Here is a 23,125-nt window from a genome sequence, read left to right as displayed (position 1 = left end):
CGGTACGCGCCTTGACGTTCGTCAGGCGGCGGACGCGTGCAGGGCCTGTTCCAGATGGCGCGCGAGTTCCTCGCGCGGTACGGCAGTTTGTTCGGCTCCGGGCGATCTTAACGGCTTCACCGTCACGGTGCCCGCGGCGTGTTCGTCAGTTCCGAGCACCAGGGCAAAATGGGCGCCCAGCCGATCCGCCCGTTTCATCTGCGACTTGAAGCTGCCGCCCCCGCAGTGCTGGACCAGCCGCAGCCCGGGCAGTTCGCTGCGCAGCCGCTCGGCCAGCTCCAGCGCGGGCCCCACCAGCTCGTCACCGCCCACGACCAGGTAGGCATCCGGCCCCGGCGGCTGCGGTGCATCTTCCCGGGCCTCCAGCAGCGCGACCAGGCGCTCCAGCCCCATGGCCATGCCAATGGCCGGGGTGCCACGCCCCCCCAGCTGTTCCACCAGGCCGTCATAGCGCCCGCCGGCGCAGACCGTGCCTTGCGCCCCGAGGTCGTCGGTAATCCACTCGAACACGGTGTGCGTATAGTAGTCCAGACCGCGCACCAGCCGCGGGTTATGGACGTACTCGATACCCAATGCATCCAGGTGCGCGCACAGGCTGTCGAAATGCGTGCGCGACTCGGCATCCAGGTGATCCATCAGGCTCGGCGCGTTCGCCACCACGGCGCGCGTCTCCGGGTGCTTGCTGTCGAGGATGCGCATGGGGTTGTCGTGCAGCCGCCGCAGCGCCTCCTCGTCCAGCGAATCCCGATGCTGCTCAAAGTAGGCGATCAGCTGGTCCCGGTACTGGGCGCGGCTTGCCGGCGTCCCCAGCGTGTTCAGCTCGAGGCGCACATTTTCCAGGCCCAGCAGCTTCCAGAGCCGGGCGGTCATGGCAATCATCTCGGCGTCCACATCCGGGCCCTGCAGCCCGAACACCTCGACACCCACCTGGTGAAACTGCCGGTAGCGACCCTTTTGCGGGCGCTCGTGCCGGAACATCGGGCCCAAATACCAAAGGCGCTGAACCTGGTTGTGCAGCAGGCCGTGCTGGATCCCGGCGCGCACGCAGGAAGCGGTGCCCTCGGGCCGCAGGCTCAGGCTGTCGCCATTGCGGTCCTCGAAGGTATACATCTCCTTTTCGACGATGTCCGTGACATCACCGATCGAGCGCTTGAAGAGCTCCGTCGCCTCGACCACCGGCATCCGGATCTCCTGATAGCCATAGCCATCCAGAAGGCCACGCAGGCCGTCTTCCAGTTGCTGCCAGACGTGGATCGACTCGGGCAGGATGTCGTGCATCCCGCGAATGGATTTGATCGCTTTCATGTTGCCTTTGTGGACTCGGGACCGGCCTGCCCAGGGCGCGTAGCCGGCGTCGAAAGATCAGGGTTCGAGGTCGAAGCGTGCGGTGCGGTCTCCCCGGACATGGGGCTCGAAGTCAAAGGGCTCGCCATCCAGGGTCAGTTCGACGCCCCGGGCATTCCCCAGTACCACACGCCCGGGAAGCGTGAGTTCCAGTTCCTCACGGTCGCCGCTGCTCAGCACACCGGTAAACACGACCTCGTCGTCCGCATTGCGAATCTCAAGCCAGGAAGTCTCGCTGACCTCCAGCACCAGTCGGTACAGGCCGTCGCGATCGGCCTCTCCACCATTCGGTGCGGCCGCATCCTCGTCCTGGTCCTGGGCCACGGCGGCACCACCGGTCAGTAACGTCATTTCCGACACCGGGCCGGACGTCGAGGATTCGGCCGCCTCTTCAGTGGAGGTCTCGTCGGTCGCCGTGTCCTCTGCGGGCACCGGCTCGGCCAGCGTGTCCATCGCGGGTTCCGGGTCCTGTTCTGCACCAGCCTCACTGACCTCGGGATCCGTCTCCGCAGCCCTCGGCGCCTCGGGCTCGGGTTCCGCTTCCTCGATCAACGACGGCGGCGCACTCAATTCATCATCCGGCGCGCGGGCGGCGGCATCCTCGGACGGGACACTGCGATCGTCTTCCAGCCATCCCAGAGACGGGAATGACGGCGTACCGCCGCCGCGCTCGGACCACGCGTAAACCCCCAGACCCAGTAGCGCCAGCAGGAGCAGAAAGGTCAGCCAGTACGGCGCACTGGAACGCCGCCGCCTCTTGCTCCGGGCCGAGGCCGTAGCCACCGCCCGCAGCTCCGGCTCGGTCAGGCCATGGCCCTCGAAGGCGCGCAGCCAGGGATCGGCGTTCACCCCCAACTCGCGCGCACAGGCCCGCAGATAGCCCCGTACATAGGCCGGGGCCATGTGGTCAAACCGGTTCGCCTCCAGGTCTTCCAGCGTCCCGCGACCGAGGTGGATCCGGTGTGCCAGCGTGGCGGTATCCAGACCGGCGGCCTCGCGCGCGCGGCGCAGGCTATTGCCGGGCTCGCCCTCCCCGCCCTCGGGATCGGGAGGCGGGGGCTGATCCCGAGTCGTCAGCCCACTTGCAGCGGGAAACTCCGGGGCCGCATGGGGGTCATCGTCCGTGGTTCGTAACGGTTCCATCTCGGAAACGGAATCGTCGACTTCCTCGACCCGGCCCAGACCCGGCTCCTTGTCATCACGCGGCTCAGCCACCATTGCGCTCCATGTCTTCCAGGCGGACCAGCTCCATGCTGTCCGGGTACTGACGCCGCAGGCGTTCCGCGCAGTCGTTCGCCGCACGCCGGTTCCCGAGCGCCAGTTCCGCCCGATAGCAGAGGAACAGCGTCTCGGAACTTTCCACACCCAGCCCTTCCAGGCGTTGCAGGAATGCCCTTGTCTGCATCGGGCGGTCGTCTTCGTAGGTCAGGCTTGCCATTTCCAGGAGGGCACGCGGGTACTGCGGGTTGATCCGCAGCGCCTCGCGCAGCTTCTCCTCGGCGCGTTCCGTCTGCCCGGCATCGGCGAAGCACACCCCGGAGTTCATCAACGCAATCTCGCGCTGGTCGTAATCGGGATTGTCGATCGCCTTGGCAAACAGCTCCTGCGCCTCGTCAAAGGCCTCGCGCCGGCACAACAGGGCCCCAAGGCTGGTCTGCACGTAGGGGTTGCCATCGTCTCGGCGCAGTGCCCGGCGGTAGTGCTCTTCCGCGCGCTCATGCGCACCCCGGCGTTCGTAGACATTGGCCATGCCCAGATTGGCGAGCGGATGGTTCGGATCGAACTCCAGCGCCCGCTTCAGATTACGCTCGGCCTGGTCGACCTCCCCCTCGCGCAGATAACCGATACCCAGCTCGGCGTTGACCTCCGCGGCCTCTGCGCGTTCTCCGGTTACCTCGCGCTCGGCCATCGCCGCGCATCCTCCGAGGGCCAGCCCCAGCAGTACCACGACGGCCGGGCGCCCCCAGCGAAGCCCCATCAAGAGGCCCTCCGCGGGCGCTCAGGCAGTTCGGCGTGCAGACGAATCATGCGCATCCCCCGGTTGGTACGGTCTTCCACCTGCCCCACCAGCTGTCCGCAGGCAGCATCGATGTCATCGCCACGCGTGCGTCGCACCGTGGTGACATAACCCGCCTTCTGCAGCTGACGCTCGAAACGCTCGATATCCGCTTCCGCAGGACGGTCGAAAGGCGCACCGGGAAACGGATTGAACGGGATCAGATTGATCTTGCCGGGGATGCCCCGCAGCACGCCGGCCAGCTGATTGGCATGTTCGGGGCGGTCATTCACGCCGGCCAGCAGCACGTATTCGAAGGTCACGCCACTGTGCGCGCCCGTCGCCTCGACATAGCGCCGGCAGCTCTCCATCAGGCGCGCGATCGGGTACTTGCGATTGATCGGGACCAGGCGGTCGCGCAGCTCGTCGTTCGGGGCATGCAGGCTGACCGCCAGGGCGACATCGGTGTCCTCGCTGAGGCGGTCCAGCGCCGGCACCAGCCCGGAGGTCGACAGCGTCACCCGCCGACGGCTGAGGCCATAGGCGTTGTCGTCGGTCATCAACTGACAGGCCGCCACAACGGCATCGTAGTTGGCCAGTGGCTCGCCCATGCCCATCAACACCACATTGCTCACCGCGCGTTGGCGGCCCTCCGGTGCCGGCAGGCGCTGCATCGCCAGCCAGACCTGGCCGATGATCTCGGCGGCCGTCAGGTTGCGGTTGAAGCCCTGCTGAGCGGTCGAACAGAAGGTACAGTCCAGCGCGCAGCCGACCTGCGAAGAGATGCACAGGGTGCCGCGTCCGGATTCGGGAATGAAGACGGTCTCGATCGCGTTGCCATCCGCCAGACGCAGCACCCATTTCACGGTGCCGTCACCGGAGGCCTTCTCCAGCGCGATCTCGGGCAGGGCGATCTCGGTTTCGCGCGCCAAGCGCTCGCGCAGATTGCGCGAAACATCCGTCATCGCGTCAAAGTCGGTGACCCCGCGCTGATGCATCCACTTGACGAGCTGAGTGGCACGAAAACGCGGCTCACCCCACTGCGCCAGCAGCTCGGTGAGCTGACTGCGGCTGTAACCCAGCAGATTCAGAGGTGTAGAGGTTTCCGCTGCCATGCTCGCGACCAGTTAAAAACACCCCCTAGTGTACTGCGCAAGGGGGATGCCTGCCTACGGGGCCCGGCGGGACCCGCGAGGGCCCCCGTAGCAGGGAGAAAAGGCGCCGCCGCGACGGGGACCGCGCCCTTTCCCGACCGGCGCTTAGCGGGTGCGCGGACAGACGCCGTCGTTGCCGAAGAAGAACTCGATCTCGCGCGCGGCGGTTTCCGCGGCGTCCGAGCCGTGGACGGCGTTCTCGTCGATCGAGGTCGCGAAGTCCGCACGGATCGTGCCCGGGGCCGCGTCCTTCGGGTTGGTCGCACCCATGATTTCACGGTTTTTGGCGATCGCGCCCTCGCCCTCGAGGACCTGCACCATCACCGGACCGGAGATCATGAACTCCACCAGATCGTTGAAGAACGGGCGCTCCTTGTGCACATCGTAGAAGCCCTCGGCCTGCTCGCGGCTCAGCTGGATCATGCGCGCGGCTACGACTTGCAGGCCGGCTTTTTCGAAACGGCTGTAGATTTCGCCGATCACATTCTTGGAAACGGCATCCGGCTTGATAATGGACAGGGTACGTTCTGCGGCCATGTTGGCTCTCCTGAGTAAGGTTGAATAAACGGGGGCTATCCTGCGTCGCAAACGCGAGAACCCGCCAGACGGCGGGCTCCAGGCAGGAACAGCGTGCGGCGCGTAGTGTAGGCAAACTCGCGCCCGCATGCACGCAGGCCGAGCCCGCCGCCAGCATCAGGCGTGCGCGGGCTTGCGGAACTCCACCTGCTTCCAATATCCGAACAGGCTGGCGGGGGCCACCATCGCCGGTTCCTGACCGGTCACGCTCACGAAGTCCTCGAACTCCATGTCCGGTCGGAAGCCGACCGCGCGCGACAACGGGCGCAGACAGCGCTCGAACCCGCGCAGCAGCCACTGCCTAGACGCGAAGTGGTTGATCACCAGGATCTGCCCGCCCGGACGGCAAACGCGCCACATCTCGGCAAACAGCCGATCCGGGTTGGGCACCACGGTGGCGACATACATCGCGACCACCGCATCAAAGCTGCTGTCGGCGAACGCAAGCTGCTCGGCGTCCATCTCGCACAGGCCGGAGACCGCGGGGAGCCCACCATTCAGGCGGCCCCGTGCGACATCCAGCATCTCGCGCGAGACGTCGATCCCGACGATCTCGCAGTCGTCCGGATAGTCCGGCAGCGAGAGTCCGGTGCCCACACCCACCTCGAGTATGCGCTTGCCGGACAGCGGCGCCAGGGTCTCCTGGGCGCGTTCGCGACCGGTTGCGAACACCCGCCCGAAGGTGGCGTCGTAGTGGCGGGCGTAGCGCTTGTAGCTCTTGCGGATACTGACCAGATCCATGCCGTTACGTCCCGAATACCGATGGCCGGGCACCCAAGGGTGCCCGTTGCGTGACGGAGCCCAGATCAGGCCTCGGACTCGACCGCTTTCATGCTCAGGCGGATGCGCCCCTGCTTGTCTACTTCCAGCACCTTCACAGTGACCGAGTCGCCCTCGGACAGGAAGTCCGCCACGTTTTCCACCCGCTCGTCGGAGATCTGCGAGATGTGCACCAGGCCATCACGGCCCGGCAGGATGGAGACAAACGCCCCGAAGTCCATGATCTTCGCGACCTTGCCGGTGTACTGACGGCCGACCTCGATGTCGGCGGTCAGCTCCTCGATACGGCGCTTGGCCTCGAGGCCGGCGGCCTGGTCAGTGGAGGCGACCTTGACCGTGCCATCGTCCTGGATGTCGATCGTCGCACCGGTCTCCTCGGTCAGGGCACGAATCGTCGCCCCGCCCTTGCCGATCACGTCGCGGATCTTGTCCGGGTTGATCTTCATGGTGATGAAGCGCGGCGCGTGGGACGACATCTCCTCGCGGTGGCTCGGCAGCACCTCGTTCATGCAGCCAAGGATGTGCATCCGGCCCTCGCGCGCCTGCGCCAGCGCCTGCTCCATGATCTCGCGGGTAATCCCGTCGATCTTGATGTCCATCTGCAGCGCGGTCACACCATTGGTGGTACCGGCCACCTTGAAGTCCATGTCGCCGAGGTGATCCTCGTCGCCCAGGATGTCCGACAGCACGGCGAAGCGCTCACCTTCCTTGATCAGGCCCATCGCGATCCCCGCGACCGGGGCCTTCAGCGGCACGCCCGCATCCATCAGTGCCAGCGAGGTACCACAAACGGACGCCATGGAGCTGGACCCATTGGACTCGGTGATCTCGGAGACCACGCGCACCACATAGGGGAACTCTTCGACCTTCGGCATTACGGCCGCCACCCCACGCTTGGCCAGGCGCCCATGCCCGATCTCGCGGCGCTTGGGCGAGCCAACGAAACCGGTCTCGCCGGTGCAATAGGGCGGGAAGTTGTAGTGCAGCATGAAGCGGTCACGGCGCTCGCCCTCGATCGCATCGATCACCTGGGCGTCGCGATCCGTGCCCAGCGTGGCCACGACCAGCGCCTGAGTCTCGCCGCGGGTAAACACCGCCGAGCCGTGCGTACGCGGAAGCACACTGGTCTGGACGCCGATCGGGCGTACGGTCTTGTTGTCGCGTCCGTCTATACGCGGATTGCCATCCAGAATGCGGTCGCGCACCAGGCGGTACTCGAGATCGTGGAATGCCGTCTTCACGTCTTCCGCGCTCGGCCCGGACTCGTCTTCGCTGGCGATCGCGTCGACGGCCTGGCTGCGCAGCTCGCTAATGCGCTGGGTACGCGCCTGCTTCTCGGCGATCTGATAGGCCTCGACGAGGTCGTTGCCCACGGCCTCCTTGACGCGGTCTTCCAGCGACGCCTCGGACGGCGGTGCCTGCCAGTCCCAGGCCGGCTTCCCGGCCTCGGCCGCCAGTTCCTTGATCGCCTGGATCGCGGCCTGCATCTGCTCGTGGCCGAACATCACCGCGCCCAGCATCGCCTCCTCGGAGAGCTCGCTGGCCTCCGATTCGACCATCAACACGGCATGCTCCGTGCCCGCCACGACCAGGTCGAGATCGGAGTCTTCCAGGGCGCTGTAGGTCGGGTTCAGCAGGTACTCACCGGCACGATAGCCGACGCGCGCGGCCCCGATCGGTCCCGCGAACGGGACACCGGACAGCGCCAGCGCAGCGGAGGCGCCCAGCAGGGCGGGGATATCGGGATCGACTTCGGGGTTGATCGACATAACCGTGGCCACGATCTGGGTCTCGTTCTTGAAGCCCTCGGGGAACAGCGGACGGATCGGACGATCGATCAGGCGCGAGGTCAGCGTTTCCTTCTCGTTCGGACGCCCTTCGCGCTTGAAGAAGCCGCCCGGGATCTTGCCGGCCGCGTAGGTCCGTTCCTGGTAATTCACGGTCAGGGGGAAGAAGTCGCGGCCGGGATCGGCCTCCTTGCGCGCGACGGCGGTCACCAGGACCACGGTCTCGGCCATGTTGACGAGGACGGCGCCACTGGCCTGGCGGGCGATGTCACCGGTCTCGAAGGTGACGGTATGGTTTCCGTACTGGAACGACTTCTTGTGTGCCACGTTATATCCCGTTTCCCGTAATGCGTGCATCGGTCTTGCTTGCGATGGGCCGACCAGCGCCCCTGCGCGGCCGCCCCTGAAACTGAACGGGCCCGCACCAGTGGCGCGGGCCCGTTGTGCCTGCCTTAGCGGCGCAGGCCAAGCTCCTGAACCAGGGCCTGATAGCGGTCCTGGTCATTGCGCTTGAGATAGGTCAGCAGCTTGCGCCGCTGGCTGACCATCTTCAGCAGCCCGCGACGCGAGTGGTGGTCCTGCTTGTGCTTTTCAAAATGCCCCATCAGATGCTGGATGCGGGCCGTGAGCAGCGCGACCTGGACTTCCGGCGAACCGGTGTCGTTGGCATCGCGCTTGTGCTTCTCGACGATGGCCGATTTTTCTTCGGTAGTGAGCGACATGAAAACCTGACTCCTGAGATTACTTGACCGTTAATCGACCAGTGGCGCTGGCGATAGGCGCGCAATGTTAGCACGACGTACCGGCCTTGAATAGAAAGAACCGCGGCGTCGTCAGGACGCCGCGACAAACAGGCGGCGGGGCCGCACCCGGCCGTCCGGTTCGCGCGACCCCACCGCCAGAAAGCCGCCCTCGGCGTCATACACCCGCACCAGCGGCCAGCCAGTTTCGGCCTCGGCCGGCGCGCCTTCTGCACCCGGGGTCTGGGACTCGATCGCCTCGGCACCCGCTGCGTGGCCATGGCGCATGGCCGCGCTGGCCTGTGCATTGAGGGAAACCGAGGGCCAGTGCCCTAGCGCCGTTTCCGGGGCCTGCAGCATGGCCTCGATCGCGGCCGCACCACCCGCTTCGAATGCGGCCTCCACCTGCTCCATCGTTACCATCGCGGCGGCCTCGAATGGGCCGTGCCCGATGCGCCGCAGGCTGTCGACCGCCGCCCCGCAACCCAGCGCATGCCCGATGTCGGCCACCAGGGAGCGTACATAGGTGCCCTTGCTGCAGCGCACATCGATGCGCAGCCGCTCGGGCGCGATGGCTTCGATCGACAGGGCATGGATCTTCACGGGCCGCGGCGGGCGCTCGACCTCCACGCCCCGGCGCGCCAGCTCATAGAGCCGCTTGCCATCGTGCTTGAGGGCCGAGACCATCGGCGGCACCTGCTCCTGCGCCCCGCTGAACCGCTGCTCCAGCGCCCGCAGCTGCTCCGGCTCGATGGCCGGCACCGGCGCCTCGCGGATGACCGCGCCATCGAGATCCGCACTATCGGTCTCGACCCCCAGCTGCGCCTCCGCGATGTAGTGCTTGTCGGCGTCCAGCAGCCAGCCCGAGACCTTGGTCGCCTGACCGAAACACAACGGCAAAAGGCCGGTCGCACGCGGGTCCAACGCCCCGGTATGACCGGCCTTCTTGGCCTGCAACAGGTACTTCACGCGCCCCAGGATCTGGGTAGAACTCGGCCCGCGGGGCTTGTCCAGCAGCAGAATACCGTCGACCTCGCGACGTGCGCGCGCCATCAAGGAAACCGGCCGGGATCAGGCCTCGCGGCCCGGGTCCTTCGGGTCCTCGGACCCACCATTGTCACCGCTGTCGCCCCCATCCGAATCGGCATGATGCGCGCGATCCTCGGCCAGGGCCTGATCGATCAGAGAGGACATACGAGCCCCGCGCTCCGGCGTGTCGTCGTAGACAAACCGCAACTGGGGCACGCTACGCAGCCGCATCCGCTGACCGAGCGCACGGCGCAGGAATCCTGCCGCGTGATTCAGTCCCTGCTGTGCCTCGCGGCCTTTCTCCTCGCCACCCAGCTGGGTAAAGAACACCTTGGCATGGGCGAGATCCCGCGAGACCTCGACATCCGCCAGCGTAATCATCCCCACGCGCGGGTCCTTGACCTCCAGACGGATCAGTTCCGCCAGCTCGCGCTGGATCTGGTCACCGACCCGATCGGAACGATGGAAGTCGCGATTCCCGGGCATCAGAGGCTCCGAGCCACCTCGACGCGCTGGAAGACCTCGATCTGGTCACCGGCCTTCACGTCGTTGTAGTTCTTCACCGCGATACCGCACTCGGTACCGGCCTTGACCTCGTTCACGTCATCCTTGAAGCGACGCAGGCTCTCGAGTTCGCCTTCGTAGATCACCACGTTGTCGCGCAGCACGCGGATCGGGTTGCCCCGCTTGACCGCACCCTCGACCACGAGACAGCCGGCGACCTGGCCAAAGCCGGAGGCCTTGAACACATCGCGCACCTCGGCGAGGCCCACGACCTCTTCGCGGATCTCGGCCGACAGCAGACCCGACAGCGCCTGCTTCACGTCGTCGATCGCCTCGTAGATCACCGAGTAATAACGCACGTCGATCTCGTTCTCGGCGGCCAGGCGCTTGGCGCCCGCATCGGCACGCACGTTGAACGCGATCACGATCGCTTCGGAGGCCATCGCCAGGTTGAGGTCGGACTCGGAGATCCCGCCGACACCGGCGGAGACCACCTTCACGCGCACCTCGTCGGTGGACAGCTTGATCAGCGACTCTCGCAGGGCCTCGGCCGAGCCCTGAACATCCGCCTTGATCAGGATGTTCACGGTCGCGATCTCGCCTTCCTGCATCTGGTTGAAGATGTTCTCCAGCTTGGCTGCCTGCTGCGCGGCCAGCTTGCGCTCGCGCTGTTTGGCGTCGCGGTGCTCGGCGACCTCGCGGGCGGTCTTGTCGTCCGCAACCACCAGAACCTCGTCCCCGGCCTCCGGCACACCGGACAGACCCAGGACCTCGACCGGCATGGACGGACCGATCTCCTTCACCGACTTTCCGGTGTCGTCGAACATTGCCCGCACGCGACCGTATTCCTTGCCCGAGAGCAGGATATCGCCATGCTTCAGCTTGCCGGACTGGACCAGGATGGTCGCCACCGGGCCACGCCCCTTGTCCAGGCGCGACTCGATCACCACGCCCCGCGCAGGGCCCTCGGCCGGGGCCTTCAGCTCCATCACCTCGGCCTGCAGGCCCAGGGCCTCCAGCAGCTGGTCGATGCCCTCGCCGGTATGCGCCGAGACGTTGATGAACTGCGTATCGCCACCCCAGGCCTCGGGGATCACTTCGTGCTGGGCGAGATCGTTCATCACGCGCTCGGGTTCGGCCTCCGGCTTGTCGATCTTGTTGACCGCGACCACGATCGGGACGCCCGCCGCCTTCGCGTGCTGGATCGCCTCGAGCGTCTGCGGCATTACGCCGTCATCCGCTGCCACTACCAGGATCACGATGTCGGTGGATTGCGCGCCACGGGCACGCATCGCGGTAAACGCGGCATGCCCCGGGGTATCCAGGAAGGTCACGCCGTCGTGGCCATTGTCCACGTGGTAGGCACCGATGTGCTGGGTAATACCCCCAGCCTCGCCCGAGGCGACCTTCTCCTTCCGGATGTAGTCCAGCAAAGACGTCTTGCCGTGGTCGACGTGACCCATCACGGTGACGACCGGCGGGCGCGCCTTGGCCTCCGCCGTCTGCTCCAGACCGGTGTCGATCTCGTCCTCGACCGAGGTCTCCTTCGCCGCGACCGGCGTGTGGCCCATCTCCTCGACCACCAGCATCGCAGTGTCCTGGTCAATGGACTGGTTGATGGTCGCCATCACGCCCATACCCATCAGGGCCTTGATCAGCTGTGGCGCCTTGATCGCCATCGCCTGGGCCAGTTCGGAGACCGTGATCGTCTCCGGCACCTCGACCTCGCGGACAACCGGCGCGGTCGGCTTGGCAAAACCATGCTTGCTCGCAACGGCCTGCGCGGCGGCGGACTGCGCCTTGCGGCCCTCGCCCTTCTTGCGCCGACCACGACGATCCCCAGCGACATGCAGCTCTTTGCGGTCGTCCTTGCGCGTCTTGCGACCCTTGCCGGCGCCGGCCGCGGTCTTGCCGGCTTCGGCCTCGGCGGTGGCCTGACGCTGGGCCGCCTCGCGCTCGAGGCGTGCCTGTTCTTCTTTCTCGCGCTTGGCCTCCTGAGCCTCCAGTTCCTTCTGGCGGCGCTTCTGGCGTTCGCCACGCTCGACCTCTTCCTGCTTGCGCGCCTCCAGCGCCTTGCGCTGGGCATCGCGTTCGGCCTCGACCTGCAAGGCAAGCTGTTCGGTCCGGCTCAGCGGGCGCTTCGGCTTAGCCGGGGTCGGCTCGGGTTCGGGTTCGGGTTCGGGCTCAGCCTCGGGTTCCGGTGCTTCGGCCTCTTCGCTGGCCTCAGCCTCAACCGGTTCTTCCGCAGCAGCCTCGACTTCAGGGGCGGCGGGCTCCTCGACCTCGACTTCCTCCGGCTTGGGCTCCTCGGCCACCGGCTCAGCCGGGACTTCCTTCGGAGTCGGGGTCGGTTCGGCGGTCGGCTCCGGGGTCGGCACAGCTTCGACCTCGACCGGGGCTTCGGTCGGGGCCTCGACGGGCTCCTCGGCTGGCTTGCGCTTGATCGTGCGCTTCTTTCGCACCTCAACATTGACCGTCTTGGAGCGTCCGGGCCCGGAGCTCACCTTCAGGGTCTGGGCCTGGGCGCGCCGTTTGAGCGTCACGCGGCCACCCTCACTCTCCCCGTGCGACTGCCGGAGGTGATCGAGCAGCTTGCGCTTCTCGGCATCGGTGATGGCCGCTTCCGGGCCATCCACCTCGACGCCCGCCTCCTTGAGCTGCTCCATGAGGCGGTCTACCGGCTTCCCAACCGATTCCGCGAATTGCTGCACTGTCATTTGCGCCATGGCGCCTTACCTCCATTCCATATTCTTTTCAGGCCAGCCGACGGCCTGTCACACGGGCTTCGCGATTCTTCGTCCGGGGTTATTCCCCGGTTTCAAACCACGGGGCGCGCGCCGTCATAATCAGCTCGGACGCCTCTTCCGTGCTCAATCCGGTCATTTCGACCACGTCGTCGGCTGCCTGCTCCGCGAGGTCCTCCATGGTGCAGACACCATGCGAGGCCAGCTTGTTGGCCACGCCCTGGGTCATGCCGTCCATGTTCAGCAGGTCCTCCGCGGGCTGGTAGTTCTCGCCGCCCGCGATCGCTCGGGTCAGCAGGGCGTCGCTGGCGCGGCTGCGCAGCTCGCCCACGATGTCCTCGTCGAACTCCTCGATCGCCAGCAGTTCGGCCTCGTCGACATACGCCACCTCGTCCAGCGTGCTGAAGCCCTCCTGCACCAGGATGCCGGCCACTTCCTCATCCACATCCAGCGCCTCCATAAAGAAGGTCACTAGCTGCTGGGCCTCGGCCTCGCTCTTCTCGGCCGCCTGCTCCTCGGTCATTACGTTCAGCTCCCAGCCAGTCAGCTGGGAGGCCAGGCGGATATTCTGTCCGCCACGGCCGATGGCCAGGGAGAGTTTGTCTTCTTCGACCGCGATGTCCATCGACTGCTTGTCCTCGTCCACCACGATCGACAGGACCTCGGCCGGGGACATCGCGTTGATCACGAACTGAGCCGGATTCTCGTCCCAGACGATGATGTCGATGCGCTCGCCGGCCAACTCGTTGGACACCGACTGCACACGCGAACCGCGCATGCCGACGCAGGCGCCGACCGGATCCAGACGCGGGTCGTTGGAGCGCACGGCGATCTTCGCACGCTGGCCCGGGTCACGCGCCGCGCCCATGATGTCGATGATCTCCTGCCCAACCTCCGGCACCTCAAGCTTGAACAGCTCGATCAGGAACTCCGGCGCGCTCCGGCTCAGGATCAACTGCGGCCCGCGCGCGTCGGGACGGATCTCCTTGAGATAGCCGCGCAGGCGGTCATTGGTGCGCACGGTCTCGCGCGGAATCATGTGTTCGCGCGGGATCAGGGCCTCGGCGTTGTTGCCGAGATCGACGTAAGTGCCGTTGCGGTCGGTGCGCTTGACGATACCCATTACCAGCGTACCCACGCGGTCCTGGTACTCCTCGACCACCTTGGCGCGCTCGGCCTCGCGCACCTTTTGCACGATCACCTGCTTCGCGGTCTGCGCGGCGATACGGCCGAAATCCACGGCCTCCACCGGCTCCTCGATCACGTCACCGACCTGCGCATCGGGGTTCTTCTGCTGCGCATACGAAAGGAGGATCTGGTATTCCGGTGATTCGAACTCGGGGTCCTCGTCATCGACCACGGTCCAGCGACGGAACGCGTCGTAGTCACCTTCCTCACGGTCGATGCTCACGCGCACGTCCATTTTGCCACCGTGATACTTGCGGGTCGCCATGGCCAATGCCGATTCCAGGGCATCGAAAATAATGTCTTTGTCGACACCCTTCTCGTTCGCCACGGCATCCGCGACCAGCAGGATCTCCTTGTTCATCTCTTGTCTCTCCGCACCTCGGCGGTTACCCGCCGATTCAACAAAAACCGCGCGCCGGTCTACAGCTGTTCCAGGACCCGCGCATTGTGGATAGCGTTCAACGGCAGTTCGTAGCCCGTGCCGTCGACCTCGACTTCGATCATTTCCTCGTCCACGCCGATCAGCGTGCCGCGGTAATTCCGCCGCCCGTGCTCCGGCCAACTCAACCGCACCTTCACCGGGTGTCCGATATATCCCCGGTACTGGTCGGGCGTGAACAGCGGCCGCTCGATACCCGGACTGGAGACCTCCAGGGTGTAGTTGCCGCGCAGCGCCTGTTCCACCTCGAGCACGGCACCGGCCTGGTCGCTCACCAGCGCGCAGTCATCCACCGTGACCCCCTCGGGGCTGTCGATGTAGATGCGCAGCATCACGGGCTTGGAACCGGGGTGGTACTCCAACCCCCAGAACACAAACCCCTGCCCCTCGACCACCGGGGCCAGCAGCGCCTTCAATTGTTCGGGCTTTTCCGCCACCTGACTCCACTCGGAACGATTCACGAACCGGCCCTTTCCAGGGCCCGGAAACAAAAAAAGGGCGATAAACGCCCCTCGAACACCTCAGCGATGAGCGCAGCCAGTCAGACTGACTGCTTGGCGCGCGGGAGCGCAGCCCGGCAAGACCGCCACAACGGACCTGCCTAACAAAAAGGCCCCATATGGGGCCTCTCTGAAAAATGGTAGCGGGGGCAGGATTTGAACCTGCGACCTTCGGGTTATGAGCCCGACGAGCTGCCAGACTGCTCCACCCCGCATCCGAGACGCGAAACTATAACAAAGCGGGTTGGGGGCTGCAAGGAAAAGAGCGAGATTTTTCCTGATTCCAAGCCCCCTCGCACCCGGCCGTACCTTTTACCGCGAACGGTGCGCGCGAGTCCGCAGATGCTGCCGGAGATCGTAGCGCCAGATGTATCCGGGCAGCGCGAACACCGCGAACAACGACAGGGTGATCACGTAGAACTCCCAACCCTGCGTGTGGATGCCCCCAGTCGCCTGAAACTCCAGGCCCTTGCCGATCAGTCCCACCAGCAGATAAAGCCCGACCCATTCGAAGATACGGGTCCAGGGGCCCTTCACACCACTGGCCGGCAGGACCATCAGGCCGATGCGTTCGGTCAGCCAGGGCAGGTTTGCCGAAATAAAGGCAACGACGACAAAACCCCAGACCAGAACTTCAAATGGAATCCACTGTGTCACGACTTAGCCCATGATTGCGTAGTGGGTGACAGACAACAGCAGCCCCGGAAAAATTCCAAGAAGCAGTACCGCCAATCCGTTAATGCTGAGCGCGGTGGCCAGCGCCCCCGAGGGCTGCACCGGCTCTTGCGCGTCTTCGCGGGGGTCGTCGAAGAACATCATCTTGACCACGCGCAGGTAGTAGAAGGCCCCAATGATCGAGAAGATCACGGCGACAATCGCCAGCCAGACCAGATCCGCGCCCACCGCGGCCTGGATCACCGCCAGCTTGGCGTAGAAGCCGACTGTCGGCGGCACCCCGGCCATCGAAAACAGCAGCAGCAGCATGATGAACGCGAACCACGGGTTGCGCTTGGCCAGGCCCTTGAAGTCATCGATCTGGTCCGCCTCATAGCCCTTGCGCGACAGGAACACGATCATGCCGAAGCCACCGGCCGCGGTGATCGCATAGACGATCACATAGAACATCGCCGAGGCGTAGCCGCTGTCAGTCCCGGCCAGGATGCCCATGAACACGAAGCCGACATGGGCGATGGTCGAGTAGGCCAGCATGCGCTTGATGCTGGTCTGCGCGATCGCGATCACGTTGCCCACCGCCAGCGACAGCACGGCCAGGATCACGAACATGCCCTGCCAGTCGGCATGCATCGGGCCCATGCCCTCCACCAGCAGGCGCATCAGGAAGGCGAACGCGGCGATCTTCGGCGCCGTGGCGATGAACAGCGTCACCGCGGTCGGGGCACCGTCGTAGACATCCGGCACCCACATGTGGAACGGCACCGCCCCCAGCTTGAACGCGATCGCGACCACCAGGAACACCAGACCGAAGACCAGCGGGATGTTCAGGCTCTCGTCCGCTGCCGTCAGCTCAGCGGCAATGACCGCGATATCCAGCGAGCCGGTCATGCCGTAGATCATCGACATGCCGTAAAGCAGCAGACCGGAGGCCAGCGCGCCCAGCACGAAGTACTTCATCGCCGCCTCGGTCGCGCGGGTGTTGTCGCGCCAGAACGCGACCAGTGCATAGGACGACAGCGACAGCAGCTCCAGCCCCAGGTACAGCGTCAGCAGGTTGTGCCCGGAGATCATGATCATCATCCCGAGCACCGCGAACAGGCCCAGGATGTAGAACTCACCCTTGTGGATCCCGCGCTCCATCAGGTACGGACGCGCATACAGGAACACCAGGAAGCTGGTCACGTAGACCGCGACTTTCAGGACGTCCGCCATCGGGTCCTTCACGAAGGTATCCGAGAAGGTCAGCACCGTCTCCGGACCCATCATCCACAGGGTCAGGCCGGCAGCCGCGACCAGGGTCGCCTGCACCAGGCCGTAGGTGATGTCGCGCCGCGAATCCGGCAGGAACGCGTCGATCACCAGGATCAGGCACGCCATCCCGAGCACGAACATCTCGGGCACGGCGGGGAGGAAGTTGGGGATCTCGAAAGTCATGTCAGGCGTCCGTTCAGAGCTTCGAGTGCGCGATATGCGCCACGAGGTGGTCAATGGTCGCGTTCATCACATCCAGCAGCGGCGCCGGCCACACACCCAGCAGCAGGGTGAAGAAGGCCAGCACGCCCATCAGGAAGAACTCGCGGCGGTTCATGTCGGAGAGACCGGCCACGTTGTCGTTGGCCACCGCGCCAAAGATCACGCGCTTGACCAGCCACAGGGTATAGCCGGCGGCCAGGATCAGCGTGGTCGCAGCGAGGAAGGCGATCCAGAAGTCCGCCTTGAACGCGGCCAGGATGACCATGAACTCGCCCACGAACCCGGACGTACCCGGCAGGCCGGTATTGGCCATCGCGAACAGCACGAAGAACGCGGCGAACCAGGGCATGGTGTTCACCACACCGCCGTAGTCCGAGATCTGTCGGCTGTGCAGACGGTCGTACAGAACGCCCACCGCGAGGAACATCGCCGCGGAGATAAAGCCGTGCGAGATCATCTGCACCATGCCGCCGGCAATACCCAGCGAGGCCCCTTCCCAGTCACCGGTGTTGCGGTAGATGTAGAAGGCGAGGAAGAAGCCCAGGGTCACAAAGCCCATGTGCGCGATCGACGAATAGGCGATCAGCTTCTTCATGTCGCTCTGAATCAGCGCCACCAGGCCGATGTAGACGATCGCGATCAGCGACAGCACGATCATCAGCGTATCCAGCACCGCCGAGGCATCCGGCGTGATCGGCAACGAGAAGCGCAGGAAGCCGTAGCCCCCAATCTTCAGCATGATCGCCGCCAGGATCACCGAGCCGCCGGTGGGCGCTTCCACATGCGCATCCGGCAGCCAGGTATGCACCGGGAACATCGGGATCTTCACCGCGAACGCCATAAAGAACGCGAGGAAGATCAGTATCTGCGCGGTCATGCCGATCTGCAGGGCATGGAAGTCCTGGATCAGGAAGCTGCCGGACTGGATGTACATCCAGATCAGCGCAACCAGCATGAACACCGAGCCCAGGAAGGTATAGAGGAAGAACTTGATGGTCGCATAGACGCGCCGCGGCCCGCCCCAGATCCCGATCACCAGGAACATCGGGATCAGCATCGCCTCGAAGAACACGTAGAACAACACCGCATCCATCGCCGCGAACATGCCGATCATCAGGCCTTCCATCACCAGCATGGCCGACATGTAGTAGGCGATCCGGTCCTTCACCGACTCCCAGGCCGCAACGATCACGATCACGGTGATCAGTGTGGTCAGCAGAATCAACGGCATGGAGATGCCGTCCACCCCGAGGTGGTAGTTCACGTTGAACGCCGGGATCCACGAGGCCAGTTCCTGGAACTGCATGTCCGCGGTGCCACGCTCGAACGTGAACCACAGCGGCAAACTGGCCACAAAGGTCGCCACGGCCACCGCGAGCCCGAGCCGCCGCGCCACATGGGGCGCGTCGCGCCCGGCGGCAAGCACCAGGAAGCCGCCGAGAATCGGCAGCCAGATCAACAGACTCAAGATAGGCCAGTCAGCAAACATGGTCGTTCCTTGAAACAGCGATGGGCTTCGAGCGCATGGGTGTCGAAGCCGCTCAGATCACGAAGGCGAACATCAGGACCAGCAGGCCGATGATCATCACGAACGCGTAGTGGTAGAGGAAGCCGGACTGCATGTGGCGGATGCGCGCCGAAATCCAGCCGACCGAGCGCGCGGTACCATTGACCAGCAGCCCGTCGATGATCAGAGCATCACCGTAGCGCCACAGCGCACGCCCCAGGCGGACGCTGCCGCCGGCGAAGAACCAGTCATTGAAGCGGTCGAAGCCGTACTTGTCCTCGAGGATGCGCACGCCCAGCTTCAGCCGTTCGGCGATCACGCTCGGCAGCTCGGGCCGCTTCATGTACAGGTACCAGGCCGTGCCCAGACCCGCCATCGCGAGCCAGAACGCGGGCAGCATCAGCCCATGCAGCACAAAGCCGATCACGCCGGTGTAGGTCTCGCCCTTGGTCGCCAGCACGTCCTGCTCCGGCAGCACGAACAGGCTGTCGGCAAAGAAGTCGCCGAACAGCATCGGGCCGATGAAGTAGCCGGCCACCACCGACGGGATCGCCAGCAGGACCAGCGGCAGAGTGACTACCCACGGCGATTCCTTCGGCTGCAGCGGGCCATGGTGATGATCATCGCCGTGTTCGTCGTCGTGGTCATCGCCATGGTCGGGCATGTACTTGTGCGCCTGGTCATAGCGCTCCTCGCCATGGAACACCATGAAGAACATGCGGAAGGTGTACAACGCGGTCACGAACACCCCGGCCAGCACCAGCCAGTAGGCAAACGTCGCCCCCGGGATCTGCGAGTAGCCGACCGCCTCGATGATCGCGTCCTTGGAGAAGAACCCGGAGAAGAACGGGAACCCGATCAGCGCCAGCGAGCCGATCAGCGCGGTCACGTAGGTGATCGGCATGTGCCGGCGCAGCCCACCCATCGCGCGCATGTCCTGCAGGTGGTGCATCGCGATGATCACCGAGCCCGCGGCCAGGAACAGCAGCGCCTTGAAGAAGGCATGCGTCATCAGGTGGAACAGGCCGGCGGCGTAGGCGGAGGCGCCCAGCGCCACGGTCATGTAGCCCAGCTGCGACAGCGTCGAATACGCCACCACCCGCTTGATGTCGTTCTGGACGAGCCCGATCAGGCCCATGAAGAACGCGGTGATCGCCCCGATGATCAGGATGAACGACAGCGCCGGGACGGAGAACTCGTACAGCGGCGACATGCGCGCCACCATGAAAATACCCGCGGTCACCATGGTCGCCGCGTGGATCAGCGCGGAGATCGGGGTCGGGCCTTCCATCGAGTCCGGCAGCCAGACATGCAGCGGCACCTGGGCGGATTTACCCATCGCACCGATGAACAGGAAGATCAGCGCCAGATCCAGCAGGCCGAAGGTCCAGCCCGGCCAGATGGTGATGGTCGCCTCGCTCATCGACTGACCTTCGGCGAACACATCGGCGTAGTTCAGGCTGCCGGTGTAGAACACCAGCGCGGCGATCCCGATCAGGAACCCGAAGTCCCCCACCCGGTTGACGATGAACGCCTTCATGTTCGCGTAGATCGCGGTCGGCCGCTTGTACCAGAAGCCGATCAGCAGGTAGGAGACCAGGCCCACGGCCTCCCAGCCAAAGAACAGCTGCATGAAGTTGTTCGCCATCACCAGCATCAGCATCGAGAAGGTGAACAGCGAGATGTAGGCGAAGAAGCGCTGGTAGCCCGGATCGTCCTTCATGTAGCCGATGGTGTAGATGTGCACCATCAGCGAGACGAAGGTGACGACCAGCATCATCATCGCGGTCAGGTTGTCGACCAGGAACCCGACCTCGAACTGGATGCCGTCGGAGACCATCCAGGTGTAGACGGTTTCGTTGTAGACCCCGGCGTCACCGAACACGTGGGCCCAGAAGACCACCACCGACAGGATGAACGAGATCGACACCCCGAGGATGGTGACGCTGTGCGCCCCGGTGCGGCCGATCTGACGCCCGAACAGGCCGGCGATGATCGCGCCGAACAGCGGCGCCAGGACGATAAGTAGATAGATCGTATCCATGGCCCGTTATCCCTTCATTGCGTCCAGGTCCTGGACGTTGATGGTTCCGCGATTCCGGAACAGCAACACCAGGATGGCGAGGCCGATGGCCGCCTCGGCCGCGGCGACGGTCAGGATGAAGAACACGAACACCTGGCCCGCGAGGTCCTGCAGGAAGAACGAGAAGGCAATGAAATTGATGTTCACCGCGAGCAGCATCAGCTCGATGCACATCAACAGAACGATCACGTTTTTCCGGTTCAGGAAGATCCCGGCCACACTGATCGAAAACAACAGCGCGGCCAGCACCAGGTAGTGCTCTAGCGTAATCATGTTCTAGCCCTGAGTTCTTTCGGGGGCGGCATCCGCCCCCGGTGTCCGGGTCCCGACCTCTGGCCGGAATGCCTTGTTACTCGGATTGCCTATTTCGACGAGTCGTCCTGCTGTCCATCCGCATCGCTGCTCTGGGCAGCACGACGCGGGGACTTCTTCTTCTCGGAGGCCATGGAGACCATGCGGACCCGACCCTCGCGGGAGACCGCCATCTGCTGGCCTGGATCGATCGACTTGTTGTCCGGACGCTTGCGCATGGTCAGCGAGATCGCCGCGATGATCGCCACCAGCAGGATCACCGCCGCAATCTCGAACGGATAGACGTATTCGGTGTAGAGGATCGCGCCCAGGGCCTCGGTGTTGGCGTATTCCGGCCCTGCGCGCTCCGGCACATCCATCGTGATGTAGCGGGTAATCACGGCCACCAGCACGGTGGCCATCGCTACCGCGACCACGATGCCCACCGGCAGGTATTCGGTGAAGCCCTCGCGCAGCTTGGCGAGGTTGATGTCGAGCATCATCACCACGAACAGGAACAGCACCATCACCGCGCCAACGTAGACGAGCACCAGCACGATGCCGAGGAACTCCGCCTCCGCCAGCAGCCAGATCGCGGCCGCGGCGACAAAGCACAGCACCAGGAACAGGGCCGCGTGCACCGGGTTGCGCACACTGATCATCGCCAGGGCACCGCCCAGCAGGATCGCGCCGAAGAGATAGAAAAGGATCAACTCGAAGGTCATGGGGCGGTCCCTGCGTTACCGGTACGGGGCGTCGATCGCACGGGCCTCGGCGATCTCTTTCTCGAAGCGGTCACCAATGGCCAGGAGCTTGTCCTTGGTCATGATCTGCTCGCCCCGGTTCTCGAAGTGGTACTCGAAGATGTGCGTCTCGACGATGGAATCCACCGGACAGGCCTCTTCGCAGAAGCCGCAGAAGATGCACTTGAACAGGTCGATGTCGTAGCGCGTCGTGCGGCGCGTGCCGTCCGCGCGCTCCTCGGAGTCGATCGTGATCGCCAGCGCCGGGCAGACCGCCTCGCACAGTTTGCAGGCAATGCAGCGCTCCTCGCCGTTCGGGTAGCGGCGCAGCGCATGCAGCCCGCGGAAACGCGGCGACATCGGGGTCTTCTCGTCCGGGTACTGCACGGTGAACTTGCGGCTCAGCAGGTAACGCCCGGTCAGGCGCAACCCCAGCAGCAGTTCAAAGAACAGAAAACTCTTCAGGTATCGGCGGAACGCTTTCATCACGAACTCCTCAGGCGAACCACGGGCCGACGTTGAACGCGACCAGCACGCCCTCGACAAACAGCCAGAGGATGGTCACCGGGATCAGCACCTTCCAGCCAAGACGCATGATCTGGTCATAGCGATAGCGCGGGAAAGTGGCACGGAACCACAAGAAGGCGAACAGGAACACCGCCGTCTTGAACAAGAACCAGTGGATGCCATGATCCAGCAGCGCACCGATGACCGGCAGGTCAAAGGCCGCTTGCGGCAGGATGCCCTGGAAGGGCGACAGCCAGCCGCCGAGGAACAGGATCGCGGTCAGGGCCGAGATCAGGATCATGTTCGCGTATTCGGCCAGGAAGAACACGGCGAACGCCATGCCCGAGTACTCGACGTGGAAACCCGCGACGATCTCGGATTCGCCCTCGGCCACGTCGAACGGCGCGCGGTTGGTCTCGGCAATCCCGGAGATGAAATACACAAAGAACAGCGGCAGCAGCGGCAGCAGGAACCAGTGGTACATGCTGCCCGACTGCGCCTCGATGATGCCGCCCACGTTCAGCGTGCCGGCAGCCATCAGCACGCCGACCAGGGCAAAACCCATCGCGATTTCGTAGGAGACCAGCTGCGCGGCCGAACGCAGCGACCCCAGCAGCGCATACTTCGAGTTCGAGGCCCAGCCGGCGATGATGATCCCGTATACGCCGAGCGAGGTCAGCGCCAGCAGGTACAGCAGCCCGGCATTGACGTTGGCCAGCGCCCCGCCATCGAAGAACGGGATTACCGCCCAGGCGGCCAGCGCCGGGGCGATGGTCAGCACCGGGGCACTCAGAAACAGGAAGCGGTTGGCATTGGTCGGGAGGATGACCTCCTTGGTCAGCAGCTTCAGCGCATCCGCGATCGGCTGCAGCCAGCCGCGCGGCCCGACCCGGTTCGGCCCGACGCGCACATGCGCATAGCCGATCACCTTGCGTTCGGCGAAGGTCGTGTAGGCCACGGCCAGCATCAGCGGGATCACGATCAGCTGAATGCCGATCAGGATCTGCATCACCGTCGGCAGGCTGCTGTAGAGGTTCATCATCCAGTCGAACATGTCTTACGTTC

21 protein-coding genes and 1 tRNA gene are annotated in these 23,125 nt (G+C 64.8%); all 22 read right to left on the bottom strand.

Features of this window, described 5'->3' with window-relative positions; genetic code table 11:
- Positions 1-21 precede the first annotated feature (21 nt).
- The 22 genes from hisS to nuoH all read right to left on the bottom strand — a co-directional run bounded on the left by hisS (position 22) and on the right by nuoH (position 23,114).
- Positions 22-1,305, bottom strand: a complete 1,284-nt coding sequence (hisS, locus tag C936_RS0108260) for a histidine--tRNA ligase (RefSeq protein ID WP_018649002.1) — start codon at positions 1,303-1,305, stop codon at positions 22-24.
- A 57-nt stretch (positions 1,306-1,362) separates the two neighbouring features.
- Complete coding sequence (locus C936_RS0108255) at positions 1,363-2,562, bottom strand: RodZ domain-containing protein (RefSeq protein WP_018649003.1); 1,200 nt, start codon at positions 2,560-2,562, stop codon at positions 1,363-1,365.
- A complete protein-coding gene (gene pilW, locus C936_RS0108250) occupies positions 2,552-3,322 on the bottom strand; it encodes a type IV pilus biogenesis/stability protein PilW (protein WP_018138256.1) in 771 nt (256 codons plus the stop codon). The genes C936_RS0108255 and pilW overlap by 11 nt, the downstream gene beginning before the upstream one ends.
- Complete coding sequence (locus C936_RS0108245) at positions 3,322-4,455, bottom strand: bifunctional tRNA (adenosine(37)-C2)-methyltransferase TrmG/ribosomal RNA large subunit methyltransferase RlmN (RefSeq protein WP_018138257.1); 1,134 nt, start codon at positions 4,453-4,455, stop codon at positions 3,322-3,324. Before C936_RS0108245 ends, pilW begins: the two co-directional genes overlap by 1 nt.
- 144 nt (positions 4,456-4,599) lie before the next feature.
- Entirely contained in the window at positions 4,600-5,031 is a 432-nt protein-coding gene (ndk, locus tag C936_RS0108240) for a nucleoside-diphosphate kinase (RefSeq protein ID WP_018649004.1), read from the bottom strand.
- 156 nt (positions 5,032-5,187) lie between these two features.
- Complete coding sequence (locus tag C936_RS0108235; RefSeq protein ID WP_018649005.1) at positions 5,188-5,811, bottom strand: class I SAM-dependent methyltransferase; 624 nt, start codon at positions 5,809-5,811, stop codon at positions 5,188-5,190.
- A gap of 65 nt (positions 5,812-5,876) precedes the next feature.
- Entirely contained in the window at positions 5,877-7,964 is a 2,088-nt protein-coding gene (gene pnp / locus C936_RS0108230) for a polyribonucleotide nucleotidyltransferase (RefSeq protein WP_018649006.1), read from the bottom strand.
- Positions 7,965-8,089: 125 nt separating this feature from the next.
- On the bottom strand, positions 8,090-8,359 hold the full coding sequence (gene rpsO / locus C936_RS0108225) for a 30S ribosomal protein S15 (protein WP_012982141.1): 270 nt from the start codon (positions 8,357-8,359) through the stop codon (positions 8,090-8,092).
- Positions 8,360-8,470: 111 nt separating this feature from the next.
- Positions 8,471-9,430 carry a tRNA pseudouridine(55) synthase TruB gene (gene truB / locus C936_RS0108220; RefSeq protein ID WP_018649007.1) on the bottom strand — a complete coding sequence of 320 codons (960 nt, stop codon included), beginning with the start codon at positions 9,428-9,430 and terminating at the stop codon, positions 8,471-8,473.
- 18 nt (positions 9,431-9,448) lie between these two features.
- Positions 9,449-9,892 (bottom strand): 30S ribosome-binding factor RbfA, encoded by a 444-nt coding sequence (gene rbfA, locus C936_RS0108215; protein ID WP_018138262.1) that lies wholly within the window; start codon positions 9,890-9,892, stop codon positions 9,449-9,451.
- The gene (infB, locus tag C936_RS0108210; RefSeq protein WP_018174739.1) at positions 9,892-12,636 is read right to left on the bottom strand and encodes a translation initiation factor IF-2; all 2,745 of its coding nucleotides are present in this window, start codon (positions 12,634-12,636) and stop codon (positions 9,892-9,894) included. Before infB ends, rbfA begins: the two co-directional genes overlap by 1 nt.
- A gap of 79 nt (positions 12,637-12,715) precedes the next feature.
- On the bottom strand, positions 12,716-14,203 hold the full coding sequence (gene nusA / locus C936_RS0108205; RefSeq protein ID WP_018174738.1) for a transcription termination factor NusA: 1,488 nt from the start codon (positions 14,201-14,203) through the stop codon (positions 12,716-12,718).
- A gap of 59 nt (positions 14,204-14,262) precedes the next feature.
- On the bottom strand, positions 14,263-14,718 hold the full coding sequence (rimP, locus tag C936_RS0108200) for a ribosome maturation factor RimP (RefSeq protein WP_026182197.1): 456 nt from the start codon (positions 14,716-14,718) through the stop codon (positions 14,263-14,265).
- A gap of 201 nt (positions 14,719-14,919) precedes the next feature.
- Positions 14,920-14,996, bottom strand: a tRNA-Met gene (locus C936_RS0108195).
- A gap of 97 nt (positions 14,997-15,093) precedes the next feature.
- Positions 15,094-15,438 carry a DUF2818 family protein gene (locus C936_RS0108190; RefSeq protein ID WP_018138266.1) on the bottom strand — a complete coding sequence of 115 codons (345 nt, stop codon included), beginning with the start codon at positions 15,436-15,438 and terminating at the stop codon, positions 15,094-15,096.
- Between the two features lie 3 nt (positions 15,439-15,441).
- Positions 15,442-16,890, bottom strand: coding sequence for an NADH-quinone oxidoreductase subunit NuoN (gene nuoN / locus C936_RS0108185; protein ID WP_018138267.1), 1,449 nt, complete (start codon positions 16,888-16,890; stop codon positions 15,442-15,444).
- Positions 16,891-16,903: 13 nt separating this feature from the next.
- Positions 16,904-18,418, bottom strand: a complete 1,515-nt coding sequence (locus C936_RS0108180; protein ID WP_018174736.1) for an NADH-quinone oxidoreductase subunit M — start codon at positions 18,416-18,418, stop codon at positions 16,904-16,906.
- 52 nt (positions 18,419-18,470) lie between these two features.
- The gene (nuoL, locus tag C936_RS0108175; RefSeq protein WP_018174735.1) at positions 18,471-20,480 is read right to left on the bottom strand and encodes an NADH-quinone oxidoreductase subunit L; all 2,010 of its coding nucleotides are present in this window, start codon (positions 20,478-20,480) and stop codon (positions 18,471-18,473) included.
- A gap of 6 nt (positions 20,481-20,486) precedes the next feature.
- The gene (nuoK, locus tag C936_RS0108170) at positions 20,487-20,792 is read right to left on the bottom strand and encodes an NADH-quinone oxidoreductase subunit NuoK (protein WP_012982131.1); all 306 of its coding nucleotides are present in this window, start codon (positions 20,790-20,792) and stop codon (positions 20,487-20,489) included.
- Between the two features lie 89 nt (positions 20,793-20,881).
- On the bottom strand, positions 20,882-21,535 hold the full coding sequence (locus C936_RS0108165; RefSeq protein ID WP_018138270.1) for an NADH-quinone oxidoreductase subunit J: 654 nt from the start codon (positions 21,533-21,535) through the stop codon (positions 20,882-20,884).
- 15 nt (positions 21,536-21,550) lie between these two features.
- A complete protein-coding gene (gene nuoI, locus C936_RS0108160; protein WP_018138271.1) occupies positions 21,551-22,039 on the bottom strand; it encodes an NADH-quinone oxidoreductase subunit NuoI in 489 nt (162 codons plus the stop codon).
- Positions 22,040-22,049: 10 nt separating this feature from the next.
- Entirely contained in the window at positions 22,050-23,114 is a 1,065-nt protein-coding gene (nuoH, locus tag C936_RS0108155) for an NADH-quinone oxidoreductase subunit NuoH (RefSeq protein ID WP_018138272.1), read from the bottom strand.
- Positions 23,115-23,125 lie beyond the last annotated feature (11 nt).

This window comes from Thioalkalivibrio sp. ALJ4 (genome assembly GCF_000377225.1).
Taxonomy (GTDB): domain Bacteria; phylum Pseudomonadota; class Gammaproteobacteria; order Ectothiorhodospirales; family Ectothiorhodospiraceae; genus Thioalkalivibrio.
The sequence above is the reverse complement of the archived record's forward strand: the minus strand, read 5'-3'. Positions and strand labels throughout refer to the sequence as shown.

Coding starts and splice junctions, on each gene's coding strand:
- hisS (WP_018649002.1), bottom strand. CDS start 1,305: ATGAAAGCGATCAAATCCATTCGCGGGATGCACGACATCCTGCCCGAG.
- C936_RS0108255 (WP_018649003.1), bottom strand. CDS start 2,562: ATGGTGGCTGAGCCGCGTGATGACAAGGAGCCGGGTCTGGGCCGGGTC.
- pilW (WP_018138256.1), bottom strand. CDS start 3,322: ATGGGGCTTCGCTGGGGGCGCCCGGCCGTCGTGGTACTGCTGGGGCTG.
- C936_RS0108245 (WP_018138257.1), bottom strand. CDS start 4,455: ATGGCAGCGGAAACCTCTACACCTCTGAATCTGCTGGGTTACAGCCGC.
- ndk (WP_018649004.1), bottom strand. CDS start 5,031: ATGGCCGCAGAACGTACCCTGTCCATTATCAAGCCGGATGCCGTTTCC.
- C936_RS0108235 (WP_018649005.1), bottom strand. CDS start 5,811: ATGGATCTGGTCAGTATCCGCAAGAGCTACAAGCGCTACGCCCGCCAC.
- rpsO (WP_012982141.1), bottom strand. CDS start 8,359: ATGTCGCTCACTACCGAAGAAAAATCGGCCATCGTCGAGAAGCACAAG.
- truB (WP_018649007.1), bottom strand. CDS start 9,430: ATGGCGCGCGCACGTCGCGAGGTCGACGGTATTCTGCTGCTGGACAAG.
- rbfA (WP_018138262.1), bottom strand. CDS start 9,892: ATGCCCGGGAATCGCGACTTCCATCGTTCCGATCGGGTCGGTGACCAG.
- infB (WP_018174739.1), bottom strand. CDS start 12,636: ATGGCGCAAATGACAGTGCAGCAATTCGCGGAATCGGTTGGGAAGCCG.
- nusA (WP_018174738.1), bottom strand. CDS start 14,203: ATGAACAAGGAGATCCTGCTGGTCGCGGATGCCGTGGCGAACGAGAAG.
- nuoN (WP_018138267.1), bottom strand. CDS start 16,890: ATGACTTTCGAGATCCCCAACTTCCTCCCCGCCGTGCCCGAGATGTTC.
- C936_RS0108180 (WP_018174736.1), bottom strand. CDS start 18,418: ATGTTTGCTGACTGGCCTATCTTGAGTCTGTTGATCTGGCTGCCGATT.
- nuoL (WP_018174735.1), bottom strand. CDS start 20,480: ATGGATACGATCTATCTACTTATCGTCCTGGCGCCGCTGTTCGGCGCG.
- nuoK (WP_012982131.1), bottom strand. CDS start 20,792: ATGATTACGCTAGAGCACTACCTGGTGCTGGCCGCGCTGTTGTTTTCG.
- C936_RS0108165 (WP_018138270.1), bottom strand. CDS start 21,535: ATGACCTTCGAGTTGATCCTTTTCTATCTCTTCGGCGCGATCCTGCTG.
- nuoI (WP_018138271.1), bottom strand. CDS start 22,039: ATGAAAGCGTTCCGCCGATACCTGAAGAGTTTTCTGTTCTTTGAACTG.
- nuoH (WP_018138272.1), bottom strand. CDS start 23,114: ATGTTCGACTGGATGATGAACCTCTACAGCAGCCTGCCGACGGTGATG.